Below are 16,267 nucleotides of genomic sequence, written 5' to 3' on the forward strand. Positions count from 1 at the left end.
AGCGTCAATGCTGTGCCGGCACCAGGTGAATCGCGCGCTCTTCAAGGCATTCAAAGCTGCCGATGTCGAAATCACGGCAGTTCTGTGGACGGCGCGAGTGAATGGTGCACAGCATGGTATTGCGATCGACCGCGGCGCACCAGCCATCTTCCTCCTGACGCATGACCAGCCCGCCCCAGGCATCTTCCTCGACGAGGTGATGAGGAATGTTGCGGGCCAGGTCATCGCTGTCCAGAAGCACTTCGAGCCGACAGCAGCAGGCCTCGCAGTTGAAGCAGCTGACCTCCTGCGGGGCGGTCGTATCATGGGGATCCGGGGTAGCCGGCATTGAAACATCCTGTGTTGTGATCGCGTCTTGATACCGGGGGCAGAATACCGCGAACGGGCATGTCAGAACATCGAACAGGTAATATATATCAAATTAGAATAACGTTATTCTATAAAATGAACTATCCTGAGTCCTGCCTTCCTACATTAGTGACGTTCAATGGTGATGCAATGACAACCTTCGCCCACTCTCCTGGCCAGCCTGATGTCGCCGGCTTCTTTGACCCCGACACCTTCAGTGTTCAGTACGTGGTGAGTGACCCGGCCACCAGCGCCTGCGCCATTATTGATCCGGTACTGGATTACGATGAAAAGGCCGGTGCCACGTCCACCCATCATGCGGATGCCCTGCTTGACTATATTGCCCGAGAGAGGCTGACGCTCGCCTGGATTCTGGATACCCATCCCCACGCAGACCACCTGTCCGCCGCCCACTACCTGCATGAGCGGACTGGTGCTCCGGTCGGCATCGGGCGGGCCGTTACCGAGGTCCAGGCGCTCTGGAAGGACATCTACAACCTGCCGGCCCTGGACACCGATGGCCGCCAGTGGGATCACCTGTTCGATGATGGCGAGACCTTCGCTCTGGGCGAACTTTCCGTCAGGGTCATGCACTCTCCCGGCCACACCCTGGCCTCGGTCACCTACGTCATCGGTGATGCGGCCTTTGTGCATGACACCCTGTTTCAGCCTGATTTCGGTACCGCACGCGCCGACTTTCCCGGCGGAAGTGCCTCCGCGCTCTGGGACTCCATTCAGGCCATTCTGGCCTTGCCGGAACAGACCCGGTTGTTTACCGGCCACGACTATATGCCTGACGGGCGAGCGCCTCGCTGGGAAAGTACCGTGCAGGAGCAGCGCAATACCAACGTGCATCCGCTGGGTGAGCAGCAGCGCGACGAGTACATCGCGATGCGCAATCACCGCGACAGCGATCTGCCGATGCCCAGGCTGCTGCTGCATGCGCTGCAGGTCAATGTACGGGGAGGGCGGCTGCCCGCCCCGGAAGACAATGGGCGACGCTATTTGAAGATTCCCCTCGATGCGCCGGGCATCAGCCGTTGAGGCTCGATGGCCTCATTATCCTGCCCTCGGGCACCACATGAACCGGAGAACCGCATGAGTGGCATGAATGATCTGAACCAGGAGGCGTCGGCGCACATCACCGGCCATGACGTGGTCATCATCGGCGGCGGGGCCGGTGGCATTGCCGTGGCCGCCAGCCTGCACCGCCGTGAGCCGGCGCTGGATATTGCCATCGTTGAGCCGGCCGCAGAACACTTCTATCAACCGGGCTGGACGCTGGTCGGTGGTGGGGTATTCACCCCTGAGCAGACACGCCGCACCATGGCTTCGGTCATGCCCTCCTTCGTGACCTGGCACCGCTGTGCGGCCACGGCACTGCTGCCGGACCAGCACCAGGTCGAACTCGACAGCGGCGCGACCCTGCGTTATAGAGCGCTGGTGGTGGCCCCTGGTCTGACCCTTGACTGGAGCGCCATTGAGGGGCTGGACGCGGCGCTGGGTCATCATGGCGTCACCTCCAACTACCGGGCTGACCTGGCGCCCTATACCTGGTCACTGACGCAATCGATGACCAGAGGACGGGCGCTTTTTACCCAGCCACCGATGCCAATCAAATGTGCCGGGGCGCCCCAGAAGGCAATGTATCTCTCCTGCGCCGAGTGGGAGCGAAAGGGGGTTCTGGGCGATATCGATGTGAATTTTCACAATGCCGGCGGCGCCCTGTTTGGCGTAGCGGCCTTCGTCCCTGCGCTTGAACGCTACATAAGGCGCTACGGTATTCAGTGCCGGTTTCAGCAGACGCTGATCGCGGTCGACGGTCCGGCCAGGCTCGCGCGTTTTCAGGTCACCAGCGAAGCGGGGAATGATGTGGCCGATGTGCCTTTTGACATGCTGCACGTGGTGCCGCCTCAGCGCGCGCCAGAGCTTGTGCGCACCTCTGTACTGGCCAATGACGCAGGCTGGCTGGATCTCACCCCGGAGACGCTGCAGCACACCCGTTTCGAGGATGTGTTCGGGCTGGGAGATGCCAGCGGCACCAGTAATGCCAAGACCGCTGCCGCAGTGCGAAAGCAGGCCCCCGTCGTGGCAGACAACCTGGTTGCTCAACTGAAGGGCGACCCGCTGCCCTCGTGCTATCGCGGATACGGTGCCTGCCCGCTGACGGTCGAGCGTGGCCGGGTGGTGCTGGCGGAGTTCGGCTACGGTGGCGAGCTACAACCCACCTTTCCCGACTGGGTCAACCAGGCCCGGCAGGCTACTCGACTGGGCTGGCACATCAAGGCACGGCAGCTGCCGTTCATCTACTGGAACCTGATGCTGAAAGGCCATGAATGGCTGGCCGGTCCGGACAGGCGAGCCTGACGGGCGTAGCACCAGCAGATGTTCAGCATTTGAGCAGGATACTGCTGCCGTCTTCAGCCGATACCAATGGTACTACTCACGCAAAAAAGCGGCAGTGATTTCAAATCACTGCCGCTTTTACGTTCACGGCCCCGGTGGCCCGTCAGCGTGTTTCAGTCCGCACGCCATACAGGGCGCACGATCAGAGGGACGAGGCAGCGGGAGTGAGCGCGCGACGTGTTGCCAGGCTCACACCGACGTAGCAGGCCGCAGAGGCGAGGCAGCCGTAGAGCGGGCCCTGCACCCAGCCGAGATCCGTACCCAGCAGAAGGAAGGCGCTGACGCTGAACCCAGCGGCGATGGAGGAGAACGCCCCCGCGCTGTTGCCCTGCCAGAACGTCGAGCACAGCGTCACCCCGAACAGCGACGCCATCAGCGTGCCGTTACCCAGAATGCCCAGCCACAGGATCATCACCGGAGGCATGTAGGCCATGCCGACAAAGCCGCAGATCCCCACGATCAGCACCATCAACCGGTTGAACGTCATGGTGGTCGTGAACCCCTTGTGTACCCCCAGTGCCGCGCGCAGATCATAGGAGAGCGCCGTCGAGACCGTATGCATCAGTGAGTTCGCGGTCGATTTCATGGCGAAAAGAATGAACAGCGTGATGACGCTGGACATCAGAGGGCTGACCCCTTCCGCCAGAAACGTGGGCATGGCCATGTCCGGAGAAGCGAGATCGGGGAAATAGGCCTTGGCGTAGAGCCCCGCCAGCGGCGTGAAGTTGAGCAAAAGGCCAAGAATGGCGACCCAGATGCCGACCCGCGCCATGCTGACGTTTTGCTTGATGGCGAGAAAGCGTACCGACATGAACGGCAGCGCTGCGGCCCACAGAAAGGCGTAGGGAAGCAGTAGCAGCGCCGAGGCCGGGCTGTCACCGTAGGGGGCTCCGGATGAGGGGTTGGCAAGCTCCGGGTTGATCACATCGAGCCTGGCGATCAGCTCGCCCACGCCAATTTCGACAAAGACGACATAGGCGATGACGCAGGAGGCCAGCACCATCCCCAGGACCATCACGGCATCGGTCCAGGCCACGGCCCGTAGCCCGCCGAACATGGTATAGCCGACCACCAGCAGCGTGATCAGCAGCGCGCCCATCGTCGGTGAAACTCCCAGCCAGCCGGAGACAAGAAGGCCGATCGCCTTGATCTGGGACACCAGAAAGACGCTCAGCAGCAAAATGATGATGACGGCCACCAGTCCCTGCAGCCAGCGTCCGGCCATGCCCGCCGAATGGGTCTGTGCGATGTACTCGGGCATGGTACGACTGCCCAGCGTGCGGGCCTTGCGACGCAGATAGTTGGCGAAAAACAGTGTAGCGATCAAAAAGGCGGGCGTGTAGAACGCGTTTGAAAAGAGCTCGAGCGATCCGTACTCGTAGGCGACCCCCGGGGAGCCGATGAAGACGAAACCGCTGTAGCCGGTGGCGATCAGGGTAGCGGCGGCCACGAAGGGGCCGAGCGAATTATTGGCAACGAGAAAGCCTGACTCGTCCTGGTCGCCGGCCACTCGCATCGAGTAGAGCGACAGACCGATCAGGATCGTGGCGGACACGATCAGTAGGGCCCAGTTCAACATGGGATAGTCCTCGGATAATTGTTATTGAAAGAGGTCTGTTGGTCAGTGGGGCTGGCGTTGCCTGTCCAGCAGCAGCGCTGCGACAGCAAGCGCAAGCGTGGCGGCTGACACGACACCGAAGGCGATTAAGGTCCATGAACTCATGGGGTTCTCCCTGGAAGGTGATACCTGATGAAGCCAAGCGGTCACTACGCAGTGCGCGACCGGGGACGACAGGAAAGCCGTGATGAACGGTGGGGGCCGGTCGAGCAGCGCTCGAACAGGCATGAGTCTGAGAGCATGTGGATCGAATGCGAGGACATGGGGACTCCGTTGTTGACTGTTGTTGTGAGTCGTTTTGCAGGCATGGCGCCCTGAACGGTGAGCCGACTTTTCTTAATACCAAGGTCTCACCGTGTAGCTCCACGATAAGCAGGGCCCCGGATTGGTTAAAATACTTTTATGCGAACGTTGGGATAGGTTTCGCTGATGCAGTTCCGCACCGCCATGGCCGTGCCAGGGCATTGACGGTGCGAGTGGTCAGGCGTCGGGGGTGGAAGACGAGGGGGTCGAGCGCGGTGAGTTGATGGGCTCAAGGACAAGGTCGGTCCGTGAGGCGAGCTGGCGCATGGCCTCTGCCGCCGGACTGAGGGTGAGGTGACGAAGGCTGGCGATGCCCATGGACAGCGGTCGGGCGTCCTCCTCAAGCGTGAGCGCCACCAGACGTTTGCCATCGAACGCCTTGTCGGTCGTCAGCGGCGTGTTGAACAGCGAAAAGCCAAAGCCGTTGGCGACGAGGCCGCGAATCATGTCGAGTGATTTCGCCCGATAAATGATGTCGGGCACAATGCCCTCGGCTTCGAACAGGGAGAGAAAATATTCACGGCTCTGGGGCCAGTCCAGCAGCACCATGGGATGCTCGATGAGCCGGGCAAGGCTTACGCTGCCCTGCCGGGCGAGTGGATGATCCTCGGCCACGACGGCATAGGGAGGAAAGCGCGAGAGCGGGGTGAACTCGATCTCCTGAGGCAGCTGAAGATCATAGGCAAACGCCAGTTCGTACTCGCCGTTGTGCAGCCCCTTGAGAATGTCTTCCTGCGTCATCTCGTGGCAGCTCAGGTTGACGTCCGGGTAGGCATCCGCGTACTTGCGCAGCAGGCGAGGGAGGAAAACGGGCGCAAACGTGGGAAACGCCACCAGCTTGAGTTCGCCGGCGATCGTATCTCCCAGCGACATTGCATACTGCATCAGATTGTCCGAATCGCGAAGCAGCTGCCGGGCTCGCGTCATCAGCTGTCTTCCCGAGGGGGTGAGGGACAGCCCCTGAGCATGATGGCGCACAAAGAGCTGAAGTCCCGTCATCTCCTCGATCTGGTGAATGGCGGCAGAGATCGAGGGTTGTGAAACATAGAGTTGTTTCGCGGCGCCCGTCACGCTGCCGAGTTCGCCTGCGACGACAAAATAGCGCAGTTGCTTGAGGGTAAATTGACGCATCGGTTCGGCCGTCCTGCAGTTGGAGTAAGCGTTACGCTGGAGAGAGTTCGTCTACCCACAAGCGTACCAGACGGCACCGATGCCGAAGGTCTGCCCTGCCTGGAATAGCTACCGGCCTGGCCGGGATGCCGCGATGAACGGCGCGTGGCCTCCATGGCTACTGTCACTGGCGTCTGTCGTCAAGGCGTCGACCATCTCGTGCAGCCAGGCAACGCACTGGTGCAGCTGATCCGTTTCGATGAACTCATCCGGTGTGTGGCCCTGCGCCATGTCGCCGGGGCCGCAAACGAGGGTCGGGATGTCGAGCCCATTCTGGAAAAGTCCGGCCTCGGTGCCGTAGCCGATGCGGGCGCGATCCTGATCCTCGATCAACCCCAGCGTGAACGCCAGCAGCGGGCTGGTTTCCTCGACCGAGAGCCCCGGATAGTCGCCGAGCCGGGTGACCTCGATGCGAGCCTCATCGTGATGCGCGCGCATGTCGGCTTCGACCGTCCTGGCGACGGCCGTGAGGGCCTCGAGCAGTGCTTCGGGATCATCCTCGGGGACGGTGCGCATCTCGATATCGAGATGGCATGTCGCCGGCACGATATTGAGCGCCTCTCCCCCCTGCACGACGCCGACCTGAAGCGTGGTCCAGGGCACCGAAAATCGCTCGTCAAACGGGCCATGTTGGGCTTTTGCCCTTGCCTGCGTGTCGATCCACTGGATCATATGCCCTGCGGCATGAATCGCATTGACGCCCTCCGGGGCCATGCCCGAATGGCTCGCCTTGCCGGTGACCGACACCCGTATGGCGAGCTTGCCCTTGTGCGCCGTCGCCACCCGCATCCGCGTGGGTTCTCCGACGATGCAGGCCACGGGGCGATGGGCAACGCCCTTGAGATCGTCGATGAGACTGCGCACCCCGACGCAGCCGACCTCCTCATCGTGAGAGAAGGCGAGATGAATCGGCACGCCAAGCTCGGCCCGGGTCATCGCCGGCACGGTTGCAAGCACCGCGGCGAGAAAGCCCTTCATGTCTGCCGCGCCGCGCCCGTAGAGACGACCTTCCAGCGCCGTCAGGGTAAAGGGGTCGGTGTGCCAGGTCTGGCCGGTGACGGGAACAACATCGGTATGTCCCGACAGGATGACGCCACCACGGTCCTGCGGGCCGATGGTCGCGAAGAGATTGGCCTTCTCGCCGGTCGTGTCGAGTACGCGACGCGAGGCGACCCCGTGGTCGTCGAGATAGCACTCGATGAAGGCGATCAGTTCGAGGTTGGAGCGGTGGCTGGTGGTATCAAACCCCACTAGGGTGGTGAGCAGGTCAACGGCATCAGTAGTAGATGGCATGGCAGTTCGAAATCCCATGAAGGAACGGCGCACACGATGATGTGTCATGTGCGCCGTCAGGAAGGAAGCAGGCTTCTCGGCAGGCCGCCGGTCAGCGGCCATGTTCTGGCGAAGCCGGGGCTTAACGCACGTCTCCCGGCACGCCATAGGAGGGCGACTCATCGGGGCGGACAGCGCGACAGACGTAGTCGTCGCGCTGGGGCAGGTAACGCGTCCAGAGCTGGCGCAGTTCGACGATGGGGTCGTCGTGCCAGTCGACACGCAGGTCGACGACCGGCCAGCTGGCCTGACTGGTGACCTTCAGGCCTGCGGAGTGGACGGGGCCCATTTCGCCGCCGGCGTCGACGCCCGCGGCCAGGGCCACCAGCAGACGCTCGGCCAGTTCGCCCGTGGCGTTTTCGAAGGCGGCGACCGTGACGTCGACCACGCTGGCCTCCGCCAGCATGTTGCCCCCCGCCACGCAGTCGTTGCCGGCACGCGTCGCATGAATGCCCAGCGTCTCGGCGCCGCTGTGAACGGCGCTGTCGCCGTGGGCATCGAGCACCTGAAGCTGGCGCCACTCGGGATAGTCTTCACTGTCCAGCAGTTTCGTCAGCACCTCGCCGGCGGTCAGGCCGGAGTGCAGATGTTCGAGCCCCAGCTGACCAAGCACCGGATTGGTGACGTTCTGCGTCAGCACCACCCCATGGCGCGGGCCGACGAAGACGCAGCGGCTGGCCACACAGATGCTTGATGAGGTGATGGCCGCGCCGAACTGGCCTGTCTCACGGCAGAAACCGGCAATCGATAGCGTCATTGGTCACTCTCCTGTTGGGGAATAACGGCGATCACGTCGATTTCCATCAGCCACTCGGGCTGGGCCAGTCCCGCGACCACCAGACCGGTGGAGATGGGAAACACTCCCTTGAGCCACAGCCCGACTTCACGATAGACCGGCTCGCGAAAGCGAGGATCAGTGATATAGGTCGTGGTCTTGACGATATGCGAGAGGTCGCTGCCCGCCTCCTTCAGCAGCTGGGCGACGTTTTTCATCGCCTGTTCTGCCTGGGCGCGCGGGTCGCCGAGGCCGACGAGATTGCCGTCGAAATCGGTGCCGACCTGCCCGCGGACATAGACGGTGTCACCGGCCCGCACGGCCTGGCACAGGTCGTTGTCCAGGCTCTGATTGGGGTAGGTGACCCTGGTATTGAACATGCGAATACGTGTATGCGTCGGCATCAGATCGTCCTCTCGACATCGGCGGGCGTGCCCTGTGGCTGGGCGTCGGCGTGATAGGCCAGATACTTGCGCTGGGTCGCGATGTGGTCAGCGACGTGTTTGGCGTCGTGCCAGACCCCCCAGATGAAGCTCGACCCGCGACGGGAAAGCCACGGCAGGCCCAGGAAATAAACGCCCGGCTCTTTTGAGACGCCGCGCTGATGCTGGGGTTTGCCCTGGTCGTCAAAGGCATCGACATTCAGCCAGCTGTAATCCTGGGAAAAGCCGGTCGCCCAGACGATGTTGCTCACACTAGCGGCGTCGAGGTCGAGCGAGCTCAGCGGGTTCGTCAGGCAATCCGGGTCGGGCAAGCGTTCCCGCGCTTCAGGGTCAGGCGGCAGATCAAGCCCGTTGCGGGCCGCGTAGGCATCCGCGGCGTCCAGCAGCGAGAGATGGTTGGCATCGCCCAGGGCGATGTTTTGCACCAGGTCCGACTCGAAGGTCACCATGCCTTCATCAAACCCCTGGGTTCTGCCCACGAGTGTCATGCCGCTGGCGGCAAGGCGGCGAAAATCGATCGTATTACCGCCTCGTGCCCCGCTCACGGCGATGGTCACATGCTCGGTGCCCGGCTTCATCGCCTCGGCATCCCACTCGCCCAGCACGCCCAGCCACCAGCAGAAATCACGGCCGCGATAGGTGCGCGGCGGACGGTGATGCGGGCCCACGGAGAGATAGACCTGTCGGCCTGCACGCATCAGCTCTTCGGCAATCTGAACGCCTGATGAGCCTGCACCCACCACCAGCACGGCGCCCTCGGGCAGCTGCTCGGGATTGCGGTATTCGGAGCTGTGGATCTGAGTCAGTGCATCGGTTCGAGGCGCAATCGGCGGAATCAGCGGTCGCTGAAACGGCCCCGTAGCGACCACGACGCGGGCAGCCTCCAGCGTGCCTTCCGAGGTCTTGATGGTGAACCCGGGGCGGCCTTCGTTGCGCACCACCGACGTTACCTCGACGCCGGTCTGGACGGGGGCATCCATGTTCGCTGCGTAGGTTTCGAAATACGCTGCGACCTGTTCCTTGCCCGCAAAGGCATCGGGGCCGACATCGGCAAAGGTCATGCCCGGGAAGCGATCATGCCAGGCCGGGCCATTGGCCACCAGGGAGTCCCAGCGCTGTGTGCGCCAGCGTTCCGCGATGCGGTCGCGCTCCAGTACCAGGTGTGAAACACCCGCCTGTATGAGATGTTCGCTCATGGCGATACCGGCCTGTCCGGCGCCAATTACGAGCGTGTCAACGTAGCTTTTCTGCAGAGCCATGATGTTGTTTTCCGTTGAGTAGGTGAAAGGCGGGGGTGATACCGACACTGTCTCGCCTATCGATCGTCGAAGAGAGATCGGGTGTAATTACCTGGAGGTGCGGTGGCATGCCCCGGGGCCGTGTGAAGGCAAGGGCTGTGGGGGAGGCATATCGAACAGGGAGACGGCTGACATGGGGGCTTCCTCGGATTTTATTGTGCCTGGAAGCTTACGAAGTCGGAGTGGATCATTAAAATATACTTATTTTTTCTTTTGGATCAGCTTTAGTAATCCTGGTGTGGCGAACACTCATGCTGGGCCCGCGTGTTCACCGAAAGATGCGTGAATCGGCCGGATGCAGCGGCCAGGGCACGACTCCATGCCCGTGCCGCGGCTGATGCGATGCCCGGCCCTATCCGAACGCATCGAGCGCCAGGTAGTCACTGTTCTGTTCCCGGATCTCATGGCCCTGGGCCCGAATCCGGTCGCCCACGGCGTGAGCGTGAGGCCGCTCGGCCATGGCCTCAAGCCATGCCTTCACGTGGGGGTAGTTCTTGAACCGATAGCCGACCGCCATGATTTGATGCAGCTCGCAGCTGATGGCGAGATCGGCAAGTGTCGGGTGTCCATCGCCGGTCAGGGCAGGAGTGCCCTGCTGCTGGCGTGAAAGGTGGGCCTCCAGCATGGCAAGGCCGGGTGTGAGGCCGTCCTGAAGTGGCGTCAGTAACGTGGATTGAATCTCGCGCTTGAGCATCGGCAGGGTCTGATGCAGGTTCATGATGTGATGAAACATGTCATGTCGGCGCACGTTGCCGTGGTGCCAGTCGAGCCATTGATCGATGCGTGCCGAGCGGGCTGGGTCGGCATCACCCGGATACCAGCGCTGCGCGCCCTCCTGATCTGCCGCGGTGCGGCACAGATACCGCATGATGGCGTGGCTTTCACCCAGATACAGCGGCGTGCCGTGATCGTCGACCCAGAGCGCGGGGATGGTCTGCAGGGCATTGATGTGAGTAAACCAGTCGGTATGGGTCTCGCCGCCGGCAAAATCGACTTCATGGAAAGTGTGTTCGATGCCCAGCTCGCGCAACAGGATGTCGACGGCTCTTGAGGGTTGAGACAGGCGATGGGCGTAGAGTGTGATGGTCATGGGCAGCCTCCTTGCCAGGGGTGAACGACGCAAGGGTCAGTCTAGTCCGATGCGCGCGCTCGGGTCGACGCGAGGGGGCGGACTTGAAATCCATGCGGATATGCCGTTATCTCTGGGGTGTTACGGCACAGGAACTTCTCATGACGCCAGTCACTTCTTCCCTGGACGGCTTTCTGACGCACAAGGCCGCTGCCGATTGGCATCAGGCACTGGCGCGCTTGTTTTCGCGCTCAAGCACCGCTGAGTTTCCCGAACACCTGACCCGCTTTCTACGTCAGATCACCGACATTCAGTCCATCCTGATCAGTACCTACAAGGGCCGCGCCCGACCGTTGATGATTCGTGACGATTACGCCAGTGACCTGCGTGAACACGCCATCGGGCGGTATCTCGGCAAGGCGTATCTGCTTGATCCGTTCTTTACCGCGATTCAGCGCGGAGCCGATCAGGGGGTGTATTCGCTGCGGGAGCTGGCGCCGGATCGCTTTCACGAGAGCGAGTATTATCAGTACTACTATCGCGCGCTGGATCTGAGCGACGAGGTCGGCATTCTGGCCCGCGTGGATGCCAACGTCGTGATGATGGTGTCATTGGGGTTTCGCGAAGAGTGCGCGCCGCTGACGCGCCGAAGCCTGCATGCGCTTCGAAGCGTGGCACCGGTACTTCAGGTGATGCTCACCGAATTCTGGCACTGGCAGGCCGGGCTGTTTCAATCCCATACGGATACCCAGGCACCGATCGAGCTGGCGTTTGCCAGTTTCGGCGAGGGGCTTCTGACGCCGCGTGAACAGGAAATCGTGCATCTGCTGCTGGCCGGGCACTCGACCAAGTCGGCTGCTCGAGAGCTTGGCATCAGCGATGGCACGGTCAAGGTGCACCGCAAGAACCTGTACCAGCGTCTGGATATCTCGACCCAGTCGCAGCTGTTCAGGCTGTTTCTTGATCACGTGGCGCTGGTCTCACGGCGTCAGCCAGGCGGGCCGGCCGCCCCTGCCTGACGGAAGTATGACGCTGGTGATCATGCCTTGACGTTCAGCGCCATCCATACCGCCTTGAGCTCGGAGTATTCCTCAAGGCTGTGGTAGGACTTGTCTCGCCCGTTACCGGACTGTTTGACGCCACCGAAGGGCATGGTCATGTCGCTGCCCGCCCAGTTATTGACGTAGACCTGGCCGGACCTGAGCCGCCGGGTCACCCGCATGATGCGATCGATATCCTGACTCCAGAGTCCGGCAGCCAGGCCATAGACACTGTCGTTGGCCAGCGCGATGGCCTCGTCTTCACTGTCAAAGCCCATGATCGAAAGCACCGGCCCGAATATTTCCTCGCGTGCGATGGTCATGTCGGCGTTCACGTCATTGAAGATGGTCGGCGGAATGAACAGCCCCGGGCCGTCAAGAGCCTGGCCTCCGGTGCACAGGTGGGCACCTTCCTCGACGCCGCGCCGGATATAGGTCATGACCCGGTCATACTGCGCCTGATCCACCATGGCGCCCATCGCCGTGGCAGGGTCGAGGGGGTCGCCTGGCTGCATGTGCTCGGCGGCGGCCACCACGCGCTCCACCAGGGCATCACGAATGCGGTTGTCCACCAGTAGCCGTGATCCCGCGATACAGACTTCGCCCTGATTGTGAAAGATCGCGCTGGCGGCGTGGGCAGCCACCGCGTCCAGGTCTCGGCAGTCGGCAAACACCACGTTCGGGCTCTTGCCGCCGCATTCGAGGTAGACCTTCTTGAGGTTGGACCGGCCGGCGCACTGCATGAGCTGCTTGCCGACCTGCGTCGACCCGGTAAAGGCGAGGCAGTCCACATCCATTGACAGCGCCAGCGCCTGACCCACGGTATGCCCGTACCCCGGCAATACCTGGAAGACGCCGTCTGGCACGCCGGCTTCGGCGACCAGCGCAGCCAGTCGGAGCGCCGACAGCGGCGATTTCTCGGACGGTTTGAGAATCACGCTGTTGCCTGCGGCCAGGGCCGGTGCGATCTTCCAGGCGGTCATCATCATCGGAAAGTTCCACGGCACGATCGCGGCCACGACCCCGAGTGGCTCCCGAAGCACCAGCCCCAGGTGCTCCTCGCCGGTCGGGGCAATCTCGCCATAAAGCTTGTCGATGGTTTCGGCCTGATAGCGGATGCAGCCGATGGCGCCATCCAGATCCCCCAGGGCGCTGGTGATCGGCTTGCCCATGTCCAGGGTGTCCAGCAGGGCCAGCTCGTGACGGTGGTGAGCCATCAGGTCAGCGAGGCGCAGCAGGGTGCGCTTGCGCTCGGCGGGAGGGCGGCGAGACCAGTGCCCTGCCTCGAAGGCACGGCGCGCATGGCGCACGGCGGCATCGGCTTCCGGGGCATCGCAGGCGACGACCTCGGCCAGTACTTCACCGGTTGCCGGATTGAGGGTGGTCAGACGTGCCCCGTCCTGGGCGGCGGTATGGCGCTGGCCGATCCAGGCGCGGGTTTCAAGGTGAAGCTGGCTGGCCAGGCGTTGCCAGTCAGCGTGGGTCTCGGGCGTGGTATGAGTCATGACAGTCTCCGTGGACAAGGTGGCGCGTACGTCAGTCAGGCCGCATCAGTCGCGGCATCGGTCCAGCGACAGCAGGGCATCGCACAGCACCTGGGCTCCCTGGGCGCAGTGTTCGGGCGAGGCGTATTCGGCTTCGTTGTGGCTGAGTCCCTTCCAGCACGGCACAAAGATCATGGCCGTAGGGGTTCGGCGAGAAACGTAGACCGCGTCATGGCCTGCGCCGCTGACCATTTTCCGGCAGCGATAATGCCGCGCCCGGGCGGCCTGTTCGATGGCGGCGATGCAGGTCGGGTCGAAATGCGTCACCGGGGACGCCCAGATGCGTTCGACGTGAGTCTGTACGCCGAATGCCTCGCCACAGGCCTCGAGTTCGGTCCTGAAGCGCTGTTGCAGCGCATCCAGCGCATCATCATCGGTCTGGCGCAGATCAACGCTCAGGCGCACTTGGCCGGGTACGACGTTACGCGAGCTGTCAGGCACGTCGAGGGTGCCGAAGGTAATGCGGGTCGTGCCGGTCTCATCGGCCACGGCATAGTGGTGCAGCCGGTCGATCAATCGGGCCGCTGCGGCCAGGGCATCAGCGCGGGCGGCCATGGGTGTGGTACCCGCGTGTGCGCTCTGACCGGTAAAGACCACATCGAACCAGCGCATGCCCTGCACCCCGGTCACGATACCGATGCTTTCGCCGGCCGCTTCAAGCACCGGGCCCTGCTCGATATGCAGCTCGATGAAATGCGAAAGGTGCGGCTCGCCGACCGGGGTGTCGCCCGTGAAGCCGATGGCCTCGAGGGCCTGGCCGAAGGTAATGCCATCGCGGTCGGTGCGGGTCAGCGTGTACTCCGTGTCGAAGGCGCCCGCCCAGGTACCGGAGGCCACCATGGCCGGTGCGAATCGACTGCCTTCCTCGTTGGTCCAGACCACCAGCATCAGCGGGTGCGTGGTGGTGATGTCGTGTTCGCTGAGGGTGCGAAAGACTTCGAGCCCGGCCAGCACGCCCAGGACGCCGTCAAAACGCCCGCCGTTGGGCTGGGTATCCAGGTGGCTGCCGGTGGCGATCGGGGGGAGGTCCGGCTGGCGTCCTTCGCGGCGAATGAACAGATTGCCGACGCCATCGACCTGTGTGGTCAGGCCCAGTGCCTCGCACCAGTCCAGCAGCAGAAGGCGGCCGTCGCTGTCTTCCGGTGTCAGGGCCAGCCGACAGCTGCCGCCGTTCGGCCCGGGGCCGATGGCAGCCATGGCCATGAGGCTGTTCCACAGGCGTTCGCCGTTGATCGAGGTAGTCATGTCCACGCGTCCTGTTGTTGGTGTTGTGGGATCGTTGATGGCCTGGCGCCGCTGACGCCGGGCGACGGATCGCTCCGGGGCCGGCAGGTGCCCGGTGACCACTGTCCCACGACCATAGGCGCGCAGTGAGGGTGAGGGGTATACCCCAATGGGGATATTTCAGCGGTACCTGTCGGCTCGCTAGCCTGTCGGTGACCCTTTCCCGCGACGGATCCGATGACACGGGCCGTCAATACGACATGAGGCCATGCCATGAACACGACGCCCCCCCGCGAGACGACGGACCTTGATACCCCCGAGCGCGCTCAGGCGCTCTGGCAGAAGGACAAGGATCACTTCATTCATCCCTTTACCGATTTCAGCCGGTTCGGCACCCATGGCTGCGACATCATCACCGAAAGCGAAGGCATTCATGTACAGGACGCTCAGGGCAACCGGTTCATCGATGGCATTGCCGGACTCTGGTGTGTGAACGTCGGCCATGGCCGACGCGAGATCGGTGAGGCCATGGCCGAGCAGGCCACGCGGATGGCCTACTTCTCGACGTTCAACAACCTTTCGAACGTTCCGGCGACGCTGCTGGCGGACAAGCTGGCGGATCTGGCGCCTGCCCACCTCAATCACGTGTTCTACAGCTGTGGTGGCTCGGCCGCCAATGACGCTACCGTGCGTCTGGTGCATTACTACTTCAACCGACTGGGCAAGCCGTCCAAGAAACGGATCATTTCCCGCAACAACGCCTATCACGGCACGACCTACATGGCAGCCAGCCTGACCGGGATTGCCAGCAACAACTGGGATTTTGATACCCTCGATCACCTCGTCACGTACCTCAGCGAGGCCAACTGCTACCGTCGCCCCGAGGGCATGAGCGAGTCGGCGTACTGCGATCATCTGGTTCAGGAGTTTGAAGACACCATCGCGCGCCTCGGGGCGGATAATATCGCCGCGTTCATCGCCGAGCCGATCATGGGCGCCGGTGGGGTGCTGGTAGCGCCCGAGGGCTATCTGCGGCGCATGCAGGCCGTCTGTCGTAAACATGACATTCTGCTCATCGCCGATGAGGTAGTGACCGCCTTCGGCCGTCTGGGGCATTTCTTTGCATCGGAAGCCGTGTTCGGCGTGCAGCCCGATATCATCAACTGCGCCAAGGGATTGTCGTCGGGCTATGCACCGCTCGGGGCGACGCTGATTTCCGATGACATGTACGAGGTGCTGTCCAGGCCCCAGGGCCCGGGTGGCGTACTGAGCACCGGCTTTACCTATTCCGGCCATCCGGTGAGTTGCGCGGCAGCGCTCAAGAACATCGAGATCATGGAGCGCGAACGCATCTGCGACAACGTGCTTGAGGTCGGGCCGTATCTGGAAGAGCGGCTGGCCACGCTTTCAAGGCACGCAACCGTCGGTGATGTGCGCGGCAGCCACTTCATGATGTGTCTTGAAAACGTGGCCGACAAGACGACGCGGGCACTGCTGCCGGTCGAGGCGCGCGTGGGAGACCGTGTGGCGGATGAGGCGCAAGCGAGGGGGCTGATCATTCGCCCGGTCGGCCATCTCAATATCATCTCGCCGCCTCTGATCTGGACACGCGAGGTCGTCGATCAGGTGGTGGATATTCTGGATCAGGCCCTGTCGGCTACGACTGACGGGCTCCGGGCGGACGGGTATCTATGACC

Annotated in this window: 14 protein-coding genes; 4 read left to right on the forward strand and 10 right to left on the reverse strand. The window is 62.7% G+C overall.

What is annotated here, in order from left to right; translation table 11 throughout:
• Positions 1-4: 4 nt before the first annotated feature.
• Positions 5-328: a YkgJ family cysteine cluster protein gene (locus NAT21_RS10315; protein ID WP_250938185.1), complete on the reverse strand. Its 324-nt coding sequence runs from the start codon at positions 326-328 to the stop codon at positions 5-7.
• 170 nt (positions 329-498) lie between these two features.
• On the opposite strand from NAT21_RS10315, the gene NAT21_RS10320 reads away from it, so the two are divergent.
• Positions 499-1,392 (forward strand): MBL fold metallo-hydrolase, encoded by an 894-nt coding sequence (locus tag NAT21_RS10320; protein ID WP_250938186.1) that lies wholly within the window; start codon positions 499-501, stop codon positions 1,390-1,392.
• 54 nt (positions 1,393-1,446) lie between these two features.
• Positions 1,447-2,715: an NAD(P)/FAD-dependent oxidoreductase gene (locus NAT21_RS10325; protein ID WP_250938187.1), complete on the forward strand. Its 1,269-nt coding sequence runs from the start codon at positions 1,447-1,449 to the stop codon at positions 2,713-2,715.
• 181 nt (positions 2,716-2,896) lie between these two features.
• Here NAT21_RS10325 and NAT21_RS10330 read toward each other — a convergent pair whose 3' ends face one another.
• From NAT21_RS10330 to NAT21_RS10360, 7 genes are all read right to left on the reverse strand, one after another.
• Positions 2,897-4,333 (reverse strand): sodium:solute symporter family protein, encoded by a 1,437-nt coding sequence (locus NAT21_RS10330; RefSeq protein WP_250938188.1) that lies wholly within the window; start codon positions 4,331-4,333, stop codon positions 2,897-2,899.
• Positions 4,334-4,852: 519 nt separating this feature from the next.
• The gene (locus NAT21_RS10335) at positions 4,853-5,806 is read right to left on the reverse strand and encodes a LysR family transcriptional regulator (protein WP_250938189.1); all 954 of its coding nucleotides are present in this window, start codon (positions 5,804-5,806) and stop codon (positions 4,853-4,855) included.
• A 108-nt stretch (positions 5,807-5,914) separates the two neighbouring features.
• The gene (argE, locus tag NAT21_RS10340) at positions 5,915-7,186 is read right to left on the reverse strand and encodes an acetylornithine deacetylase (RefSeq protein WP_250938190.1); all 1,272 of its coding nucleotides are present in this window, start codon (positions 7,184-7,186) and stop codon (positions 5,915-5,917) included.
• A gap of 73 nt (positions 7,187-7,259) precedes the next feature.
• Positions 7,260-7,934, reverse strand: a complete 675-nt coding sequence (locus NAT21_RS10345) for a DUF1028 domain-containing protein (RefSeq protein ID WP_250938192.1) — start codon at positions 7,932-7,934, stop codon at positions 7,260-7,262.
• Complete coding sequence (locus NAT21_RS10350) at positions 7,931-8,356, reverse strand: RidA family protein (protein WP_250938194.1); 426 nt, start codon at positions 8,354-8,356, stop codon at positions 7,931-7,933. The genes NAT21_RS10345 and NAT21_RS10350 overlap by 4 nt, the downstream gene beginning before the upstream one ends.
• Positions 8,356-9,654, reverse strand: a complete 1,299-nt coding sequence (locus tag NAT21_RS10355) for a flavin-containing monooxygenase (protein WP_250938196.1) — start codon at positions 9,652-9,654, stop codon at positions 8,356-8,358. Before NAT21_RS10355 ends, NAT21_RS10350 begins: the two co-directional genes overlap by 1 nt.
• Before the next feature lie 391 nt (positions 9,655-10,045).
• Complete coding sequence (locus NAT21_RS10360) at positions 10,046-10,783, reverse strand: glutathione S-transferase family protein (RefSeq protein ID WP_250938197.1); 738 nt, start codon at positions 10,781-10,783, stop codon at positions 10,046-10,048.
• A 140-nt stretch (positions 10,784-10,923) separates the two neighbouring features.
• Here NAT21_RS10360 and NAT21_RS10365 point away from each other — a divergent pair, with 140 nt between their 5' ends.
• Complete coding sequence (locus NAT21_RS10365; protein ID WP_250938198.1) at positions 10,924-11,781, forward strand: helix-turn-helix transcriptional regulator; 858 nt, start codon at positions 10,924-10,926, stop codon at positions 11,779-11,781.
• 20 nt (positions 11,782-11,801) lie between these two features.
• On the opposite strand, the gene NAT21_RS10370 is transcribed toward NAT21_RS10365, so the two are convergent.
• Together NAT21_RS10370 and NAT21_RS10375 are read right to left on the reverse strand one after the other, a co-directional pair.
• Positions 11,802-13,307 (reverse strand): aldehyde dehydrogenase, encoded by a 1,506-nt coding sequence (locus NAT21_RS10370; RefSeq protein WP_250938199.1) that lies wholly within the window; start codon positions 13,305-13,307, stop codon positions 11,802-11,804.
• 45 nt (positions 13,308-13,352) lie between these two features.
• Positions 13,353-14,591 (reverse strand): M20 family metallo-hydrolase, encoded by a 1,239-nt coding sequence (locus NAT21_RS10375; RefSeq protein WP_250938200.1) that lies wholly within the window; start codon positions 14,589-14,591, stop codon positions 13,353-13,355.
• A gap of 252 nt (positions 14,592-14,843) precedes the next feature.
• Here NAT21_RS10375 and NAT21_RS10380 point away from each other — a divergent pair, with 252 nt between their 5' ends.
• Positions 14,844-16,265 carry an aminotransferase gene (locus NAT21_RS10380; protein ID WP_250938201.1) on the forward strand — a complete coding sequence of 474 codons (1,422 nt, stop codon included), beginning with the start codon at positions 14,844-14,846 and terminating at the stop codon, positions 16,263-16,265.
• The last annotated feature ends 2 nt before the right edge of the window (positions 16,266-16,267 follow it).

This window comes from Larsenimonas rhizosphaerae (assembly GCF_023700005.1).
GTDB lineage: Bacteria > Pseudomonadota > Gammaproteobacteria > Pseudomonadales > Halomonadaceae > Larsenimonas > Larsenimonas rhizosphaerae.

Bases quoted from the DNA above. Each gene is read 5' to 3' on its own strand.
- NAT21_RS10315 (WP_250938185.1), bottom strand. From the start codon at position 328: ATGCCGGCTACCCCGGATCCCCATGATACGACCGCCCCGCAGGAGGTC.
- NAT21_RS10320 (WP_250938186.1), top strand. From the start codon at position 499: ATGACAACCTTCGCCCACTCTCCTGGCCAGCCTGATGTCGCCGGCTTC.
- NAT21_RS10325 (WP_250938187.1), top strand. From the start codon at position 1,447: ATGAGTGGCATGAATGATCTGAACCAGGAGGCGTCGGCGCACATCACC.
- NAT21_RS10330 (WP_250938188.1), bottom strand. From the start codon at position 4,333: ATGTTGAACTGGGCCCTACTGATCGTGTCCGCCACGATCCTGATCGGT.
- NAT21_RS10335 (WP_250938189.1), bottom strand. From the start codon at position 5,806: ATGCGTCAATTTACCCTCAAGCAACTGCGCTATTTTGTCGTCGCAGGC.
- argE (WP_250938190.1), bottom strand. From the start codon at position 7,186: ATGACACATCATCGTGTGCGCCGTTCCTTCATGGGATTTCGAACTGCC.
- NAT21_RS10345 (WP_250938192.1), bottom strand. From the start codon at position 7,934: ATGACGCTATCGATTGCCGGTTTCTGCCGTGAGACAGGCCAGTTCGGC.
- NAT21_RS10350 (WP_250938194.1), bottom strand. From the start codon at position 8,356: ATGCCGACGCATACACGTATTCGCATGTTCAATACCAGGGTCACCTAC.
- NAT21_RS10355 (WP_250938196.1), bottom strand. From the start codon at position 9,654: ATGGCTCTGCAGAAAAGCTACGTTGACACGCTCGTAATTGGCGCCGGA.
- NAT21_RS10360 (WP_250938197.1), bottom strand. From the start codon at position 10,783: ATGACCATCACACTCTACGCCCATCGCCTGTCTCAACCCTCAAGAGCC.
- NAT21_RS10365 (WP_250938198.1), top strand. From the start codon at position 10,924: ATGACGCCAGTCACTTCTTCCCTGGACGGCTTTCTGACGCACAAGGCC.
- NAT21_RS10370 (WP_250938199.1), bottom strand. From the start codon at position 13,307: ATGACTCATACCACGCCCGAGACCCACGCTGACTGGCAACGCCTGGCC.
- NAT21_RS10375 (WP_250938200.1), bottom strand. From the start codon at position 14,591: ATGACTACCTCGATCAACGGCGAACGCCTGTGGAACAGCCTCATGGCC.
- NAT21_RS10380 (WP_250938201.1), top strand. From the start codon at position 14,844: ATGAACACGACGCCCCCCCGCGAGACGACGGACCTTGATACCCCCGAG.